General features: G+C 42.2%; 17 protein-coding genes. 12 read left to right on the forward strand and 5 right to left on the reverse strand.

From position 1 onward, the window contains the following. Positions 1 to 37: 37 nt before the first annotated feature. Positions 38 to 352 (forward strand): MGMT family protein, encoded by a 315-nt coding sequence (locus tag CSV64_RS12670; RefSeq protein WP_099634947.1) that lies wholly within the window; start codon positions 38 to 40, stop codon positions 350 to 352. Between the two features lie 224 nt (positions 353 to 576). Here CSV64_RS12670 and CSV64_RS12675 read toward each other — a convergent pair whose 3' ends face one another. Genes CSV64_RS12675 through CSV64_RS12685 form a run of 3 tightly spaced genes read right to left on the reverse strand, consistent with a single transcriptional unit; the run spans position 577 to position 2,838 of the window. Further along, positions 577 to 1,314 carry an amino acid ABC transporter ATP-binding protein gene (locus CSV64_RS12675; protein WP_099634948.1) on the reverse strand — a complete coding sequence of 246 codons (738 nt, stop codon included), beginning with the start codon at positions 1,312 to 1,314 and terminating at the stop codon, positions 577 to 579. Continuing rightward, positions 1,311 to 2,027 carry an amino acid ABC transporter permease gene (locus CSV64_RS12680; RefSeq protein ID WP_099634949.1) on the reverse strand — a complete coding sequence of 239 codons (717 nt, stop codon included), beginning with the start codon at positions 2,025 to 2,027 and terminating at the stop codon, positions 1,311 to 1,313. The genes CSV64_RS12675 and CSV64_RS12680 overlap by 4 nt, the downstream gene beginning before the upstream one ends. Beyond that, on the reverse strand, positions 2,017 to 2,838 hold the full coding sequence (locus CSV64_RS12685) for an amino acid ABC transporter substrate-binding protein (protein ID WP_099634950.1): 822 nt from the start codon (positions 2,836 to 2,838) through the stop codon (positions 2,017 to 2,019). The genes CSV64_RS12680 and CSV64_RS12685 overlap by 11 nt, the downstream gene beginning before the upstream one ends. Before the next feature lie 235 nt (positions 2,839 to 3,073). Between CSV64_RS12685 and CSV64_RS12690 the strand changes: the two genes are divergently transcribed. Next, on the forward strand, positions 3,074 to 4,585 hold the full coding sequence (locus CSV64_RS12690) for an APC family permease (protein WP_099634951.1): 1,512 nt from the start codon (positions 3,074 to 3,076) through the stop codon (positions 4,583 to 4,585). Positions 4,586 to 4,692: 107 nt separating this feature from the next. On the opposite strand, the gene CSV64_RS12695 is transcribed toward CSV64_RS12690, so the two are convergent. After that, positions 4,693 to 6,189, reverse strand: coding sequence for a DASS family sodium-coupled anion symporter (locus CSV64_RS12695; protein ID WP_233190466.1), 1,497 nt, complete (start codon positions 6,187 to 6,189; stop codon positions 4,693 to 4,695). A 600-nt stretch (positions 6,190 to 6,789) separates the two neighbouring features. Here CSV64_RS12695 and nhaC point away from each other — a divergent pair. Continuing rightward, the gene (nhaC, locus tag CSV64_RS12700) at positions 6,790 to 8,169 is read left to right on the forward strand and encodes a Na+/H+ antiporter NhaC (protein ID WP_099634953.1); all 1,380 of its coding nucleotides are present in this window, start codon (positions 6,790 to 6,792) and stop codon (positions 8,167 to 8,169) included. 6 nt (positions 8,170 to 8,175) lie between these two features. Here the strand turns inward: nhaC and CSV64_RS12705 are convergent, their stop codons facing one another. Then, positions 8,176 to 9,126: a hypothetical protein gene (locus CSV64_RS12705; RefSeq protein WP_099634954.1), complete on the reverse strand. Its 951-nt coding sequence runs from the start codon at positions 9,124 to 9,126 to the stop codon at positions 8,176 to 8,178. A gap of 117 nt (positions 9,127 to 9,243) precedes the next feature. Between CSV64_RS12705 and CSV64_RS12710 the strand changes: the two genes are divergently transcribed. The 9 genes from CSV64_RS12710 to ahpF all read left to right on the forward strand — a co-directional run bounded on the left by CSV64_RS12710 (position 9,244) and on the right by ahpF (position 18,026). Next, positions 9,244 to 9,858 carry a DUF421 domain-containing protein gene (locus CSV64_RS12710; RefSeq protein ID WP_099634955.1) on the forward strand — a complete coding sequence of 205 codons (615 nt, stop codon included), beginning with the start codon at positions 9,244 to 9,246 and terminating at the stop codon, positions 9,856 to 9,858. Positions 9,859 to 10,265: 407 nt separating this feature from the next. Beyond that, complete coding sequence (locus tag CSV64_RS12715) at positions 10,266 to 10,862, forward strand: N-acetyltransferase (RefSeq protein ID WP_099634956.1); 597 nt, start codon at positions 10,266 to 10,268, stop codon at positions 10,860 to 10,862. Between the two features lie 149 nt (positions 10,863 to 11,011). Then, a complete protein-coding gene (locus CSV64_RS12720) occupies positions 11,012 to 12,112 on the forward strand; it encodes a helix-turn-helix domain-containing protein (protein WP_099634957.1) in 1,101 nt (366 codons plus the stop codon). Further along, positions 12,109 to 12,336: a PLDc N-terminal domain-containing protein gene (locus tag CSV64_RS12725; RefSeq protein WP_233190467.1), complete on the forward strand. Its 228-nt coding sequence runs from the start codon at positions 12,109 to 12,111 to the stop codon at positions 12,334 to 12,336. The genes CSV64_RS12720 and CSV64_RS12725 overlap by 4 nt, the downstream gene beginning before the upstream one ends. Continuing rightward, a complete protein-coding gene (locus CSV64_RS12730; RefSeq protein ID WP_099634958.1) occupies positions 12,320 to 13,216 on the forward strand; it encodes an ABC transporter ATP-binding protein in 897 nt (298 codons plus the stop codon). The genes CSV64_RS12725 and CSV64_RS12730 overlap by 17 nt, the downstream gene beginning before the upstream one ends. Further along, positions 13,213 to 13,977 (forward strand): ABC transporter permease, encoded by a 765-nt coding sequence (locus CSV64_RS12735; protein ID WP_099634959.1) that lies wholly within the window; start codon positions 13,213 to 13,215, stop codon positions 13,975 to 13,977. Before CSV64_RS12730 ends, CSV64_RS12735 begins: the two co-directional genes overlap by 4 nt. Positions 13,978 to 14,072: 95 nt before the next feature. After that, positions 14,073 to 15,056, forward strand: a complete 984-nt coding sequence (gene guaC / locus CSV64_RS12740) for a GMP reductase (protein ID WP_099634960.1) — start codon at positions 14,073 to 14,075, stop codon at positions 15,054 to 15,056. Positions 15,057 to 15,916: 860 nt separating this feature from the next. Beyond that, positions 15,917 to 16,486: an alkyl hydroperoxide reductase subunit C gene (gene ahpC, locus CSV64_RS12750; RefSeq protein WP_099634962.1), complete on the forward strand. Its 570-nt coding sequence runs from the start codon at positions 15,917 to 15,919 to the stop codon at positions 16,484 to 16,486. Positions 16,487 to 16,499: 13 nt separating this feature from the next. Next, a complete protein-coding gene (gene ahpF, locus CSV64_RS12755; RefSeq protein WP_099634963.1) occupies positions 16,500 to 18,026 on the forward strand; it encodes an alkyl hydroperoxide reductase subunit F in 1,527 nt (508 codons plus the stop codon). The last annotated feature ends 417 nt before the right edge of the window (positions 18,027 to 18,443 follow it).

An 18,443-nucleotide genomic window follows, 5' to 3' on the forward strand; every position in this document is an offset into this window, starting at 1 on the left:
TATGCTAGACTTTATTAAAAAGGAGGTTCTCACCACTATGGAAAAGTTTACTGAACAGGCCGTAGCCATTATTCAAGCAATTCCTCCGGGTAGGGTAATGACATACGGACAAGTAGCTGCAGAAGCCGGAAACCCTCGTGGCGCACGACAAATCTCACGTATTTTACATTCGATGAGTGCTAAATATGAATTACCTTGGCATCGCATCATCAATGCACAAGGTGGAATTTCGACTCCCGAAAATGCAGAAGGTAAAGGCGAGACGCAACGTGAGCGATTGATCGCCGAAGGGGTTCAATTTAATGCAAACGGCCGCGTCTCACTCGATACGTATCGCTGGCATCCCGACTAAATGGAAGTAGGTTACTGGGATATGAGCGGTTAGGACGTCGCTTTGAGCACTTCAGCAAGCCGATTGAGCGCTCTCGGCGATTGATAGAGCGCTTTCTCGGCCGCATGGAGCGGTTAAGGACGAACTATGATCACTTATAAGAAGTTATGAGCGCATAAGCTGATTTCCACTAAGCTCAACACAGAAAAACGCTTGGCATATTAGATGCCAAGCGTTTCGTCTATCTATACTTGTAATAAACTCAAAAACTTTTTCGTTCGCTCCTGCTTTGGATGATTGAAGAGCTCAGCTGGTGCACCTCGTTCAACGATGACACCATCATCAATAAAGATTACTTCATCAGCCACTTCCTTAGCGAACCTCATTTCATGTGTAACGACAGCCATTGTCATACCTTCATGTGCTAGATCCTTCATGACTCGAAGTACTTCTCCAACAAGTTCAGGGTCTAGAGCGGAAGTCGGCTCATCAAACAACATGACTTTCGGATCCATCGCAAGTGCCCGCGCAATCGCAACACGCTGCTGCTGACCGCCGGAAAGTTGGAAAGGATGCTTGTCCTTATGATCAGCCAGTCCTACTTTATCTAGTAGCAGTTCTGCCTTCTTCACGGCTTCCTTATGTGATAATCCTTTGACTGTAGTGAGTCCTTCCGTCACATTACCTGTTGTTGTCAGGTGCGGAAATAGGTTATAGCTCTGAAATACCATTCCCGTCAATCGTCGAAAAGCCCCGATAGCTTTTTTCGAAACTGATGAATTAAAGTCTAGCTTCTGGCCGTCTATAGACAGTACGCCACCATTTGGTGTTTCGAGCACATTCAAACAACGTAACAACGTGGATTTACCAGAACCTGATGGGCCGATAATTACGACCACTTTTCCTTGCTCGATTTCTAAGTCTACATTTTTCAGCACTTCTTGCGATCCGAAAGACTTTTTCAATCCTTGTATAGAAATCATGATAATCCCCCTGACTTACCGACAACACGATCAAGGCGTATTTCAATTCTACCTTGGATGATCGACAAGATGAAACAAATCACCCAATAAACAAGAGCTGCCATGATATAAACGAATAAAAACTCATAGTTCATAGAGGCAATTTCTTGCGCCCGTCTAAATGTCTCAGCTACTAAAATTGTAGCTGCGAGCGAAGTATCTTTCACCAGTCCAATAAAGGAATTTGAAAGAGGTGGTACGGAAACTCTGGCAGCTTGTGGCAAAACAATCTTCCGCAATGCTTGCGAGTAATTCATACCAATGGAATATGCTGCTTCCCACTGTCCTTTTGGAATAGACAATATAGCCGCTCGAATGATTTCCGAGGCATAGGCACCGACATTCAAGGAAAATCCTATGATGGCAGACGGGAAAGGGTCAATCGTAATACCAATTGTCGGTAGCCCGTAGAATATGATAAATAGTTGTACAAGCAAAGGTGTTCCTCGAATGATCGATACATACACCCGTGCGATTGCTCGCAATAATTTATTAGATGAAATTCTCGCTAATGCAGTAAAGATTGCAATGATCAATCCAATACTAAATGCGATGATTGCTAGGGGAATCGTATACTTGATAGCCCCTTCAATCAATGGCCCGATGGATGTTGATGCGATTTCTTGGAATCTCTGTATCCGTTCGGGACTTAGTGCAATCGTATTAAGATACATCTTCGCCGAACCATTTTTCGGAGATCTTCTTCAATGTACCGTCTTCACGCATCGCATCCAACGCTTTGTTTACTTCTTCTATTAAGTCTTCATTATTTTGTCTGAACAAAAAGGCGCTCTCTGATTGATTGTCTTCAGAGATTTCTTCTTCCTCAACTACTTTTATAGGTGCATCAGGTTTTTGTTTTAAGTAATCGAGTGCTGAAAGTTTATCATTGTACGTTCCATCTACTCGTTTTGAGATGACTAAGTCAACGCCCTGGTTAAATCCATCAATTTTTATGATTTCAGCACCATTAGCTTTTGCAAGTTCTCCATAGTTACTTGTTAATGTTTGCGCAGCTTTCTTTCCTTCCATTCCATCAAACGCGATATCTGCGTCTTCACGAACGACTAAGACTGAGTTCGAATGCGTATAGGCTTGAGAGAATTCATACTTCGCTTTGCGTTCTTCATTTACACCAACCTGGTTAGCAATCATGTCAAATCGTTTCGCATCTAATCCTGCGAAAACAGCATCCCACTGTGTTTCAAAAAACTTTGCTTCCACGCCTAAACGTTTAGCAACTTCTTGTGTAACTTCCACATCATACCCTGTGAGCTTTCCTGATTCATCATGAAAAGAGAAAGGTGCGTATGTTCCTTCTGTTCCTACGTTGAGCACTCCGTTTGCAAGAACTTCTTCTAGCAGACCGTCTTGCTCTGCCGGTTTTTCAGCGGAGTCGTTGGGCTTACTTTCTTCTTTACCACCACATGCTACCAATACAGCAGCCAATAAAACGATCATAAATGGTAGAAGTACTTTCTTCATCTATAAAACCCCACTATTCTTATAAGTATTTGTTGTTTAGAATCATAAAAGATTGTGCAGACTCTGTCAACATGTAAAGCTTGCATCATATGTTATTACACTATACAGAATCCAACGTCAAAACTAAATACTTCTGTCTTACGATAGTAAAATAATAATATGGCGCCCGATACGTTTCAAATGACTAAAGAAGGGGCATACAATCGCTATACTACTAACTTAGGGGTTGGATCGCATGGATCAAGGATCTGAAAATGCACGAAGGAAATTAAATAAAACATTAAAACCATCATGGGTGTTTGCTATCGCACTCGGCTCATCTGTTGGTTGGGGAGCGTTCATCTTACCAGGTGATTGGATTCAATCTTCAGGACCATTAGGCGCAGTCATCGGGTTAGGAATCGGTGCACTCGTGATGATGATCATCGCCTCCAGTTACGGTGTCATGATCAAGAAGTTTCCAGTTTCCGGAGGCGGATTTACATATGCTTTTATAGCAGCAGGCAAAATATGGGCGTTCATTTGCGGTTGGTTTTTGTCACTTGGATATATATCAATCGTTGCATTGAATGCTTCTGCACTCACTTTATTATTGAAGTTTTTAGCACCCGGATTTATGAAACAAGGGTTTCTATATAACGTCGCAGGTTGGGACGTGTACATACCGGAAATTATTGTCGCCAGTTTACTGATTTTAGCATTTGCGTTTATTAACACGACCGGAACAAGTATTTCAGGTCAAATTCAATTTTATTTCAGCGTCTTGCTTGTTGCCGGTGTCATCGTACTTGGTATCTTCACATTCGCTGGAGCTGAGCAACCGCTTGCCAATTTGCAACCATTGTTTAAAGGTAACCAGTCGATTATTACTTCTATACTTGTAGTATTGGCCATTGCACCATGGGCATACGTCGGATTCGATAATGTCCCACAAGCCGCGGAAGAATTCAACTTCTCTCCCCGTAAAGCAACTATGCTAATTGTTGCTTCCCTATTCACTTCTTTCATCATCTATGCCATCATGATCGGTTTAACTAGCTGGACATATCCCGCATCGGCTAATATTGGAAGCGGTGATTTATGGGTAACTGGTGATGTGGTCCGATCCGCATTAGGAGTTGGTGGATTAGCTGTGATGGCAGTAGCGATTGTCATGGGAATCTTCACTGGTTTGAATGGATTCTTCATGTCCTCGAGTCGTTTATTATTCTCTATGGCGCGCGCACGGGCATTACCGAACTTCTTCCGTGAGATGACGGCAAACCAAACGCCTAAATGGGGGATCTGGTTCGTAGCATTAATTACTTTGCCTACGCCATGGTTTGGTCGCCAAGCATTAACATGGATCGTTGATATGTCTTCTACAGGCGTATCCGTAGCCTACTTCTTCACTTGTCTCGCAGCATTTAAAGTACTGGCTTGGGGTAAAGAAGAAATAGGTCGCGAAATTGCACCTTTGAAAAAGTTTTTGGCATTACTAGGTATGGTGGCAAGCGGATCGTTCTTGGCATTACTACTTGTGCCAAATTCTCCAGCAGCACTTACAACGCCTTCTTACTTGTTATTGCTCGTCTGGGCGATCGTAGGTGTGATCTTCTACCTGTCTATACGTAAGCGCTACAACAGCCTGACGCAAGAAGAGACCGAGTACTATGTATTAGGTAAATCCATCGATTCAGAAGTAATGGATGCAGCGACTGTAGAACCAGATACCGATCTGCCCGTTCCAGAAGCTACTCGTTCATAAGCGTACTAAATAAAAGGACCGCCACAAGAATGCACTTCTTGTGGCGGTCCTTTATTTCGAGTAAAAAGCAGAGACGGTTGCGGTCTCTGCTTTTATTACGTCTAGTCTTATAGAAGTCCAATCCACTGCCAGTAAGTCGCACTGAGTAGCAAGATGAGCAAGTAACCAATAATTGTTAGCGGAACACCTGTCTTCAGGAAGTCCTTCACTGAGAAAGCACCCGTTCCATATGCCAACATGTTCTGTGGAGCACTGACAGGCAACAAGAATCCGAAACTGATGACGAACTGCTGAATCAAGACAAATCCGACTTCATTAACATCAAGTGAAATCGTTGTGGCCAATGCAATAAATATCGGGATCAGTGCAGATGACAAACTCGTCGCACTGGCAAACCCGAGGTGAATCAAAATATTAAACAGTGACAGCAAAGCAATGGTTGCGAGTAATGGCATCGTATCCAAGCCCATTGCGCCGAACACTTTATCAGACAGCCACTGTGCACCTGTTGTATCTAGTAATAGTGTACCCATTGAAATACCTACTGCGAAGACGACGATTGTCCCCCATGGAATCATTTGCTGGACAGTTTTCCAATCGAATACACCAATCTTCGGTGTTAGTAAAATTGCAATAGCGACAATGGTGACAGTCGTTGTATCAAATGGGTGTAATTTTTCTTCCGTTGCCCATAAGAAAAGTAATGAAACGGCAACGATAATCAAGCGAAGTTCGGAAGCTTTGATTTTGCCTAGTTCTTTTAATTGGCCTTGAATCAATTCCTTACCGCCTTCTACTACTTGTGTTTCCGGTTTAATAACCAGTTTCATGATGAAGAATAAAGCGATCGACATGAGAATAGACCATGGAGCTGCATACAAGAACCAAGAACTCCATGCGACGGATACACCAAACTCTTTCTCGATAAAGCCAAGTGCGACCATATTCTGTGCAGCACCGGTCTTAATACCAACGTTCCAGATCGAAACAGATTGAACAGCCGTAATGACGAGCAATGCTCCTAGTCGACTGTTTGTCGGCAATCCGAATGCAGCGACCATACCAAGCAAAATCGGCACGACCGCTCCGGCACGTGCGGTTGCACTTGGTACGAAGAACGCCAAGACAATCGATACGACGATGGAACCAAAGATAATAGCACCCGTCTTAACGCCAACTTTCGACAGAATGAAAAGTGCCAATCGTTTATGTAGATTGGTGGTCTGCATGGCGGTTGCAAGGAACAATGCAGCTGCAACCAACGCTACAGCAGGACTAGAGAATCCGGCCAATGCCATTCTCAAAGCGTTTTTCGTTCCAAGCAGTTCTTCAGGGTTTTCCATATTTGGAGCGAGTCCAAGAAGCACTGCAGCTAACCCAAGAATCATAGCCGCACTGACAGGATACGGGACGGCTTCAGTCACCCATAAGATTACCGCGAATGCTAGGATGGCTAGAGCTCTTTGTCCCACAACAGGTAGATCAGCAGGGTTAGGAAGTAAAACGATAGTTATGAGTGCAACGAAAGCCAGGAGTATCCATAGCCCTTTCAAATTACGTTTCTGCTTTTCTGGCTGAGGAGCTACTTCTTGTGTTGTTGTCACAAACATTCATCCCTTTCTATATGTAGTTATATTTTAATAATACCCTAAATATTTTACAAATAACTATGTACGCGAAATATGTTGGAAAACGAATGTACAAGGAAAACGACAGATTGCCGTTACACTGCGTTCTAGTCTGACACAGTGAACCAATTTGACGCTACATATACTCTGAACGCTTCACTTTTGCTTGCAAAATCCGTTCTTGGTATTATCATTCACACCATGACTTTCAATCCTCAGTACGTACTTACGTGCTATCGCTGAATCGTTAAGTTTGGATCAGAACTCGAACTTTATTCACTAAAAAACTGTCATCAGAGTTGGATCACTTCTAACAACAGCCGAATACTTGTAATACTATCTATTGCTCCACACCTTTCTACGTGGAGATAATCTGTCTATTCCTCTATTGACTTATCTTTCTGACGTGATAAAATTCAAAACGGTAACTATTTATATAAGTAAAGAGCAATCTATTATATAATGAATCAATATCTTCTATGTTTTATTCGCAACAGCAAAGAGACAGAGCGGAGTACTCCTTCGTCCTTTAAGGGGATGACAGGAGTTTTTCTACATTTACAGGAGGTCATGAGCATGTTTCCAATTAAGGCGATTCACTCGCCAACCGTTAAAGCGTCGGTCATACTGACTGTGCTAATCGTGGCGATGATCAGTGCTAGCATTATAGTATTTGATTCTGTACCACATGTACCTATTTTATTTGCTATTCTTTTATTATTTGGCTACGGATTATGGAAGAAAATTTCTTACAAAGAGTTGGAACGCGGTTTAGTGGAAGGTGCAAGTTCTGGTATGAGCGCGGTGTTCTTGTTCTTCTTCATCGGTGTTCTCGTGAGTAGCTGGATGATGGGTGGAACGATTCCAACCCTAATCTATGCAGGACTTCAAATTATTACACCTACGTTCTTCTATGCCATCGTGTTCATCGTCACAGCTATTATCGGCTTATCTGTCGGTAGTTCATTGACAACTGTCGCTACGATTGGTGTAGCGTTCATCAGTATGGCGCATATTTTAGAGCTTTCTTTGCCTATTGCGGCAGGTGCGATTGTCTCGGGCGCATTTTTTGGAGATAAGATGTCACCGTTGTCTGATACAACCAACTTAGCCTCTTCAATTGTCGGTGTAGACTTATTTGAACATATACGCAATATGGGATGGACAACATTTCCCGCGTTCTTCATCTCACTTATCTTATTTGGTGTGTTATCGCCCAATGTAACATCAAGTGATTTTACGACAATCGAGAAATACAGTGATGCACTAATCGGCACTAACTTAATACATTGGTATACGTTGATCCCTGTAGCCGTGCTGATCATTTTGACATTCGTCAAAGTACCAGCAATTTTGACACTGGCTGTCAGTGCATTGTCCGCCATTATCGTTGCCTATATTCATACATTTTATGGAGCGTCCGAAGTATTAAGTATCTTATTTAGTGGTTATGAAGGATCCACAGGCGTTGCAGTTGTGGATGAATTACTATCACGCAGTGACGGAATGGAAGGCATGATGTTCACGATCTCGCTTGTGTTGCTCGCTCTTAGTATGGGCGGCATGCTGTTTACGTTAGGTATCGTGCAGTGCTTACTTGCGAAAATCGAAAGTGCGTTACGTAAAGTGTCGTCAGTTATTTTGACGTCTGCACTTACTGCAATCGGCATCAACGTTTTGATTGGTGAACAGTATTTATCTATCTTATTAACCGGTCAAGCATTCCAATCTAGCTACGAAAAGGTTGGACTGGCAAATAAAAACTTGAGCCGTGTAATGGAAGATGCCGGGACCGTTATTAATCCCCTTGTTCCATGGAGTGTCGCAGGGATTTTCATCACGACTGTACTTGATGTTCCAACAATCGCTTATTTACCCTTTGCGTTCTTCTGCTTATTAAGCCCAATTTTGACTGTACTTTTTGGCTATTTAGGGAAGACGCTGACACGCATTTAATTAACGTTACGACATAATAATATCATCTTGCTGCTGGTCAAGTCGCCGGATTTCTTCTTCTAAAGCTGCACGTTTTCTTGCAAGTCGGTCCTGTATACGACGGACGTCTTGCATGACTGCGTGTAGCTTCTTTTTACCCTCTGTAATTCGTGTGTGGACCATCCAGTCAGAGAATATATTATCGAAAAACACATCTGTGAATGTAAAGATATCGTTTTTATTTACTTGGAATGAATCTGTCGCAGCATCTTGCACATCCATCAATTCCGTCTCATAATGACGTAGTGCTCGTTGTGCTTGATGAACATGATCATCTGAACTATTGATTTCGGAATACTTTAATGCGGAAACAAACATGCCTCCTCCTAAAAATGTATCCCACATCGAAATCCCTTCTGCTGAATCCAACTTCTTCATTGCACCTGCCAACGCGTATTCCGCCTTCTCCCCCGCTTCGAACGCTTCTCCTATTTCACGCAACATAGAATAGACACGTACACGATCGTCCGAAATCTTCTGGAGCGTTTGATTGGCTACAGAATCATTTAAACGAATCCATGACTCTTTTTCCTTCAAGAAGTATTCCCAATCCTCAGCAATATGCATATAGTCCGGTTTCTCCAGTTCATTACGCAAACCATCTACTTCTGCAGTCAGATCTAGTACGTTTTTTTCTGCTTCATTATATTGCAATTCAACTTCTGCGGCTTCTTCCATCTCCTTTTTCACCTTTTCATCCCATCTACCCGTCCACTCACTGATTTTGTTCGCAAATGAAAACTTGCCAAGCTTCACAACATCCTGCTGTTCTTTCGTCAACTGACGGTGAAGTTGATCACGTTTTTGTTTCATAGTGAGTAGCTTTTCGCTCGTCTGCTCTAAACGTTTCGTTAAACGTCGCTGATTCACTCGTTTTTCCTGTAGACTATTTTGTCGTTTCTGAATATCTTGCCGCATGTTAATCACTCCTTTCTTCATATACGAAGATGTATCAAATAAGGATTCATAGTTTTCATGCATATTATTTACTAATTATCTCATATTAAAGATAAACGTATGAAAGACGTGAGCATAATGGAATTCGATTCAATTTGGAAAGCGGTACTCATTATTGTGGCAGGCATTGTTCTGTTACATATTTCTGGCCGCAAGTCGATTTCACAAATGACAATTGGTCAAACCGTATTAATGATTGCGGTCGGTACATTACTGATTCAGCCTGTAGCAAGCAAGAATTTATGGCAAACCTTACTTCTTTCATTTATTTTAGTGCTGACACTTTTTTTGTTTGAACTATTGGCATTAAAGTGGAACTTTTTCGAAGGTGTTTTACGCGGAAGATCTAAAGTGGTGATTGAAAATGGCATCCTTAAAATATCTACTATGAAAAAACTACGCTTAACCGTGGATGAATTGGAAATGCATTTGCGACAAAGTGGGATTGAAAGAATAGATGATGTGAAATGGGCGACTATTGAAATGAGTGGACAGCTTGGTTATGTCTTAATTGATCGCAAGCAATATGCAACAAAGGAAGACATCGCTCGAATCCAGCTGACGTTAGAACAAATGAGCAATAAACTAGAACTTGATATTCCATTCACACCTAAAACTACGCCTATTACCAATAGTTCTAATCTGTTTACAGAAATAGAACGACCCACTCCAGTTCCTAAATCTCTTGAATAATAGTTTAATGCGCACGTTAAAAGGGGAAGTAACTAATAACAACTCCAAAATCGAGAGGAAGAAGCATATATGATAAGAGTTATAAAAAAATTAATAAAATGGGGAATGGTGTTATATCCTGTCGCAAAAACTGTAATGAATGAAAAGAAGAAAAAAGAGGCATATTCAGGCAGTAAAGGCCGTAGGTAAAACATAAACAACCGATACCAACTATTCGCTTGGCATCGGTTGTTTATATATTATAATGAAAAAGTAAAACTTATTTTACAAAACAGGTTTATTTCTCACTAAAATAAGTGTATACTAAGTGTGAGGATTTTTTTCTGACCTCTTTTTTCCTCACATTGTTTGATCACCAAACAAAAAGCTCCGGGTACATTCATTACCTATGGAGGAGAATTTAACACATGCATTGGTACAACAAATTGAAAGAGTATTTTCCAATTGAAGAGATGAAGTCACAGGAACATATGGAGACATTACTGAATGACAAAGGCAATGTCTACTATAAGGAAGAAGGGCCAAAGCACGTATTGATGTACGTGGAAACGGAGGACTTTGTTTTTGTAGACTATCTTTTCGTATCTTCAGCCGCACGTGGTGAAGGGTTAGGAAAAAAACTGCTGGATTCGTTGAAAACCAAGAATAAACCGATCTTACTGGAAGTTGAACCAGTAGACGAATCCGAACCAGATACTGAAAAACGACTGAAGTTCTATGCACGTGAAAAATTTACGCACGCACAGAAAATCGGCTATAACCGTCGTTCATTAGCTACTGGCGAACAGACTATCCTCGAAATTCTATACTGGGCACCCCCGCAGTCATCACAAGCGGATGAACAAGATGTATTCAACGCGATGAAAACAACCTACGAAGAAATTCACACCTACAAAGACCAAGATTTCTATGGAGATTCATACGATTCCACTGACAAAGTTCTGCAATATCAAGCGAAACCAAAAAAGAATATTTTAGAAGCTTTCGAATCAGTAAGCGTATGACGTGAAGCCGGTCTTTCATAGACCGGCTTTTTTGTGTACTAATACATAATATCTTGTTAGTTGACTCCCCTTCTAAATAATCGCCTAACAGTTGATTGAATCAACAATCGTTTAACCTTACACTGAATATATGAGAAAGGTGTGAGGATATGTTGCAAATAGGTACTGTGATTCTACAACAACGAAAGCGACTTCAAATTACTCAAGATATACTGGCTTCGTATTGCCAAGTATCGAAAGCCTCGGTGTCGAAATGGGAAAAAGGATTAAGCTACCCTGATATCACACTGTTACCGAAAATCGCTTCCTATTTCGAATTAACCGTCGATGAACTACTTGGCTATGAACGGCAACTTTCTAAAGAAGCCATCCAACATCACTACTATGAATTCGCATCCCGTTTTGGTAAAGAATCTTTTGAATCGGTTTTTATCGATGTAGAAGAACAAGTTAAGTTGTACTATCACGATCCTGCATTCCTACTACAGATGAGTATATTGCTGATCAATCATCATATGTTGAGCAGTGATAGTCCCTCTATTTTACAGAAAACCAATCATTTGTTGGAGCGCATTCGACAAGTAAGTGAAGATGTATGGATTTTACGTCAAGCAAACTCCTTACTGGCAACCATTTCACTTATGCAATCAAATCCTGAAACTACATTGGAATTATTAGACGGAGTGATTAAACCGAGTATCGGAGACGAGATTTTGCTGGCCACTGCTCACGAACAACTTGGTGATCAAGAAGAAGCGATGCGCGTCATCCAAGTTATGATGTATCAAAATGTTATTCAACTTGTCGGCAGTAGCCCACTCTATTTACGACTTTCCGCTTCCAATAAACAAGCATTTGATGAAACAATCCACCGAATCGAAGGATTAATTGAGTTATATTCAATGCAGGCACTTCATCCAAATGTGTGCTTACAATTTTATTTTAGCGTAGCACAATGTGCAGCCCTTTCATCTAACCGGTCGTTACTATATGCATACTTGAAAAAGTATGTGGATGTATGTGTTCATCATCTCTTTCCTCTTTCACTACGCGGTGATGAATACTTCGACTTGCTGGAAGGTTGGCTAAAACAATTGGATTTAGGCACACATGCACCGCGCAATAATGAAATCATTAAGCAATCCATCCTAGAGTCAATGGATGCGCCATTCTTTGATACATTTAAACAAGACGACGAGATGCAGGAGTTACGACAACGATTACGCTTTGGATTGGAGGGAAGCTCTTGAATAACGACATAGCTTTACTTATGGAATATCTACCGTTTTTAATTCCTCTTATTATTTTGCAACTGGGATTGGCCATTTTCTCGGCAATACATGTCATTCGCCATCCCCACTACCGCTTCGGCAACCAAGTCATGTGGCTGTTGATTGTGTTATTAATCCAATTTATCGGACCATTAATCTATTTCGTTTTTGGAAGAGGTGATCACAATGGTCGTACAAATTAATGGGGTGACGAAGCGTTTCGGAGATCATGAAGTATTAAAAGATATTCATCTTGATATTCCAGAGCATACCGTTTTCGGATTTGTCGGTGCAAACGGTTCCGGCAAAACGACCCTGATGAAATGCATGCTCGGCTTATTGCCACTCAATGCAGGTTCCATTACTATTGCAGGCCAATCTGTCACCTTTGGCGAGACCAAGTCCAATCAATATGTTGGATATTTACCCGACGTTCCTGAATTTTATCCATTCTATACTGCGACACAATATTTGGAGTTATGTGCAGTCATTACGAATATGACGAAAACAGAACGACAAGGACGGATCCACGAACTATTGGAATTGGTGGGATTAGCCGATACGACCTCACTCATTAGCACCTATTCAAGAGGAATGAAACAACGTCTAGGTATCGCCCAAGCACTTCTAAACCGCCCTAAATTATTGATTTGTGATGAGCCTACCTCCGCTTTGGATCCAGCTGGTCGCGCACAGATTCTTTCTATTTTACACAAGGCGAAAGAGGAAACCACTGTTTTCTTCTCCACACATATCGTTTCGGATGCTGAACAAATCTGTGATCACGTCGCGATGTTGCATGAAGGGACCATTATATTTCAGGATGAACTGGTCAATTTAAAACAACAAATGACAGGTCAATTCATTTTCACATTTACAATACCTGTAACAGAAGTACATGAACGTTTGAAAAACACCCCATTTAAAGTGAAGATTGATAGCGAGCAATTAGTTGTAAACTTACCTGATGAAAGTACTCAACTGGCTTTCATGCAAGAGCTCACTACCCAAAAGATTCTTATACAGTCGATGCAGCCTAAAACTCGTTTGCTTGAGCAACTCGTTTTGGAGGTGCTCGGATGAACCAGTGGCTTGGTTTTTTAAAGAAAGAATGGTTTGAAAGTGTCAAGACGTATAAATTAATGCTTGTCGTAGTCATTTTCTCAATTCTTGGGATACTAAATCCATTTACAGCAAAAATCACTCCGGTGGTATTCGAGAAATTCATGCCTGAGGGTACATTCGTCAATCTACCCGAACCTACTGCACTCGATTCTTGGCTACAGTTCTATAAAAACGTTCCACAGATGGGTCTAATCGTGTTTATTTTATTATTTAGTACGATGATGTCCAAGGAACTTGAAAAAGGTACCCTCTTGATTTTGCTATCGAAAGGTTTACGTCGCAATACCGTAATTACAGCAAAATTCTTTATGGCTCTTTGCTATTGGACACTAGCTATCACGCTATCATTCACCATCACCTATGCTTACACTGCTTATTATTGGGATCAAAGCCAACTGCAACACTTACTATTTGCGGCCAGTTGCCTGTATGTATTCGGTATACTCTTACTGGCGGTTACGTTATGGGGAAATACCTTATTCGCTACACCCTATGGTGGAACACTTGTCACTATATTAGTCGTGATAGCATTATTTATTGCAGCTATATTTCCTCAGTCCGCCAATTGGAATCCCCTTGAATTACTAACAGCTACGACACAGCTATTAACCGGTGAATTAACACCTTCAGACTTATGGATTCCTTACACTATTACTTTGTTTACAACCATTTTAGTCGTATGGCTGACTATATCCCATTTCAAAAGAAAACTACTTTGAAAGCGTTGACAATGAATGAAAAATCATGTAAATTACAAAAGGACGAACAATCCAATGATTTTATATGAAAACATTCGTTTATAGAGGTGGTTGTAATGGAAACCGTATTTGACTATGAAGATATTCAGCTAGTTCCAGCAAAATGTGTGGTAGAAAGCCGCTCTGAATGTGATACATCCGTTATGTTAGGTGGTCATACGTTCCGTTTACCCGTCGTTCCTGCCAATATGCAGACGATTATTGATGAAAAGATTGCGATTCAATTAGCAGAAGAAGGCTATTTCTATATTATGCATCGTTTCAAACCTGAAACGCGTATAGATTTTATTAAAGATATGCACGCCCGCGGTTTAATTGCTTCAATAAGTGTTGGGGTAAAAGAAGAAGAATATGGATTCGTTGAGCGACTTGCGATTGACGCACATGTTCCTGAATTCATCACAATCGATATTGCACACGGTCACTCCAATCAAGTGATCCGCATGATCCAGCACATCAAAAAGCATTTACCGATGAGCTTTGTCATTGCGGGTAATGTAGGCACACCTGAAGCTGTCCGTGAACTTGAAAACGCTGGTGCCGATGCGACAAAAGTCGGGATTGGGCCAGGTAAAGTCTGTATTACCAAGATTAAAACAGGATTTGGAACAGGTGGTTGGCAACTTGCGGCTGTTCGCTTATGCGCGAAAGCTGCTTCCAAACCAATCATTGCGGACGGCGGAATCCGTACACATGGCGACATCGCAAAATCTGTGCGCTTCGGTGCAAGTATGGTCATGGTAGGCTCTTTATTTGCCGGTCACGAAGAATCTCCTGGACAGACTGTGGAACAAGATGGTCTGTTGTATAAAGAATACTTTGGTTCAGCTTCTGAATTCCAAAAAGGTGAAAAGAAGAATGTAGAGGGCAAGAAAATGTTCGTGGAATATAAAGGTCCGTTGAAAGATACGTTGATTGAAATGGAACAAGATCTTCAGTCTGCTATCTCCTATTCAGGCGGCAAGACACTCAGTTCAATTCGCACTGTCGATTACGTTATTGTAAAGAACTCGATCTTCAATGGTGATAAAGTATTTTAATGAATTTCAACCGGTTAGAGATTGTTCTCTAACCGGTTTTTTATGTTGTAGTGTATTTATACTTAATATAGGAGTTATTGAGGTGCTTTTTAAGAATTATATCCAAACGAAACTGCAAACACCAACGAAAAAACGGACAAGGCAATGATGATTGAACAGATTATCGTTATGGTCAGGGTTAGACTTTTCGGCATATCAGTACGGTTTTTCCAAATAGCTATTAGTAAAAACACGCTGACTACTATAATGATTAGAAAAATAGAAAGGAGCATATAACGCTCTTTAATTAGAAACCATACATCCATTGCGTTTACTCCTCTTGGATAAATTTTAACTTAACAGGCTATTTCTCTAAAAGCATAGGTGAAAACTCTTTACATCAGGAAGAATTTGTAACGGGATAGTGGCTGAAACCCGTTGATCTGCGCTGCAGCTGGAACCTTATAAAACATTCAATATGATCACTAGTTTACAGTAAAATATAACGTTTTTCCACAACGGTCTGATCTGAATCACACAAAACCTCTTAAATTAACACGCCCCGCAGTTGTACTGGCTAGTTCTTCACCCGTAACTTGATATGTCCGATTTGGTTTATTCATAAATTCCTCAATTTAATTCCTTCCATCACTTTCAAGCCAACTGGTAATCATTCAATTTAATTGAGAATACAGGGGAAATCTTTACGTATACTATCGTTTACAGAAATAATATATTACGACTTTTCACTAGACTGAATCAATAAAATTGACAACTCCGCACAATTATATAATAATGATTATGTAATTAGAATTATTATATTCTATAACTCAAACATGTGACTGCATCAGTCATCAAAAACACTTTAGGAGGAATCATTCATGTCAATGATCGGAAAACAAATCGAAGAGTTTACAGCAAACGCGTACAACAGTGGTAACGGGGAATTCATCGAAGTAACCCAGGAAAACTTTAAGGGTAAATGGAGCGTAGTCTGCTTCTATCCGGCTGACTTTACATTTGTCTGCCCTACTGAACTCGAAGACCTTCAAAACCAATACGAAACATTGAAAGGCCTCGATACGGAAGTATACTCCGTTTCAACGGACACACACTTCACACACAAAGCATGGCACGACCACTCAGACGCCATCAGCAGTTTGCGCTACATCATGGTCGGTGACCCATCACAGAAAATCTCTCGCAGCTTCGACGTGCTAGATGAAGAAGCGGGTCTTGCACAACGCGGTACATTTATCATCGATCCGGACGGTGTCGTGCAGGCAGCAGAAATCAACGCAGACGGAATTGGCCGTGACGCAAGCGTTCTGGTCAATAAAATCAAAGCAGCACAATACGTTCGCAACAATCCGGGTGAAGTATGTCCGGCTAAATGGCAGGAAGGCAGCGAAACACTGAAGCCAAGCTTGGATCTTGTAGGAAAAATTTAAGGAGACGGTTTATATGTTAGATGCGAATATTAAAGCGCAGTTAGCCCAATATCTCGAGATGATGGAAAAGGAAGTCCAGCTGAAGATCAGCGCGGGCTCCGGAAAAGTAGCACAAGACATGCACGAGCTGGTGGATGAACTGGCCTCCATGTCTTCCCTCATCAAAGTAGAGAAAGCTGAATTGGAAAGAACGCCAAGCTTCAGCATCAACCGTCCTGGCGAAGATACCGGCATCGTATTTGCCGGTATTCCGCTAGGCCACGAATTCACCTCACTCGTCTTGGCTTTGCTACATGTAAGCGGCAGAGCGCCTAAAGTCGACGATCAGGTGATCGAGCAAGTGAAGAACATCGAAGGTACGCACCATTTCGAATCCTATATCAGCCTGAGCTGTCAGAACTGTCCGGAAGTCGTACAGGCGCTAAACATCATGAGCGTACTGAATCCGAATATCACGCATACGATGATCGACGGAGCAGCCTTTAAGGATGAAGTGGAAAGCAAAAACATCATGGCGGTTCCGACCGTGTACTTAAACGGCGAACCATTCACGAACGGCCGCAAAACAATCGAGGAAATCCTTGCGGAAATGGGAAGCGGCCTGGATGCATCCGACTTCGAAGACAAAGACCCATTTGACGTGCTCGTTGTCGGTGGAGGACCAGCCGGCGCAAGCGCAGCAATCTACGCTGCCCGCAAAGGGATTCGCACAGGCATCGTCGCTGATCGTTTCGGTGGTCAGATCTTGGATACCGCAGCAATTGAGAACTTCATCAGCGTCAATCGCACGGAAGGACCGAAGCTTGCGGCAAGCCTTGAAGAACACGTGAAGGAATACGATATCGATATCATGAACCTGCAGACAGCGAAACGTCTAGAGAAAAAGGATCTCATTGAAATCGAACTAGAAAACGGCGCAGTTCTCAAGAGCAAGACTGTGATCTTGTCGACGGGTGCGCGCTGGCGCAACATCGGCGTGCCAGGCGAAGCCGAATTCCGCAACAAAGGCGTTGCCTACTGTCCGCACTGCGACGGCCCTTTGTTTGAAGGCAAGGACGTGGCAGTAGTTGGCGGTGGAAACTCCGGTATCGAAGCAGCGATTGACCTGGCAGGTATCGCAAGTCATGTCACAGTGCTCGAGTTTGCATCAGAACTCAAAGCGGACGCGGTCTTGCAGGAACGCTTGAACAGCCTGCCGAACGCGAAGGTGTTGACGAACGTCCAAACGAAGGAAATCACCGGCACTGATAAAGTAAACGGCGTCACGTATACAGACCGTGATTCGGGTGAGGAACATCATATCGAACTGGACGGCATATTCATTCAGATCGGACTCGTGCCGAACACGGACTGGCTCGGTGATTCAGTCGAACGCAACCGTTTCGGTGAAATTATGATTGATAAAAGAGGCGCGACGAACGTACCCGGTGTATTTGCAGCGGGCGACTGCGCGGACGAGCCATACAAGCAGATCATTATCTCTATGGGCTCCGGCGCCACCGCTTCCCTCAGCGCGTTCGATTATCTCGTACGCAGTTAAGTGGAAGTCTACTAATGAAAAGATGCAGAAAGGCTATACGCCCTTCTGCATCTTTTTTTGCATTCCGCCCTTACGAATTAGCAGAAACCATGTTAAACAATCGCGCCCATAGATGGGATAACGGTTGGAACTCGTTGATCTGCGCTCCAGCCGGACGCGTTCTGGAGGGAGGGCGGTGAACCACACCCCTCCGCTTCGCTTCGCCGGGGTGTTTCACCTGTCCCTCTGATCCTCCCAGAGTCGCCGGCTTCCGCTCCGATCAACTAAGCGACTACAAATAAGCTTCTTCCACAATCGCGCCCGATTCCAGAATAACCAAGACTTCTTAATCGAAACTTACCCCTTCGGCATCACACCTCAATTTGAAAAAGTATTTAATACTTTCATGCTCACTTTCAATAGAGCTATTGAGTTTCT

Origin of the sequence: Sporosarcina sp. P32b (assembly GCF_002743335.1) — a bacterium.
Classification (GTDB): Bacteria; Bacillota; Bacilli; order Bacillales_A; family Planococcaceae; genus Sporosarcina.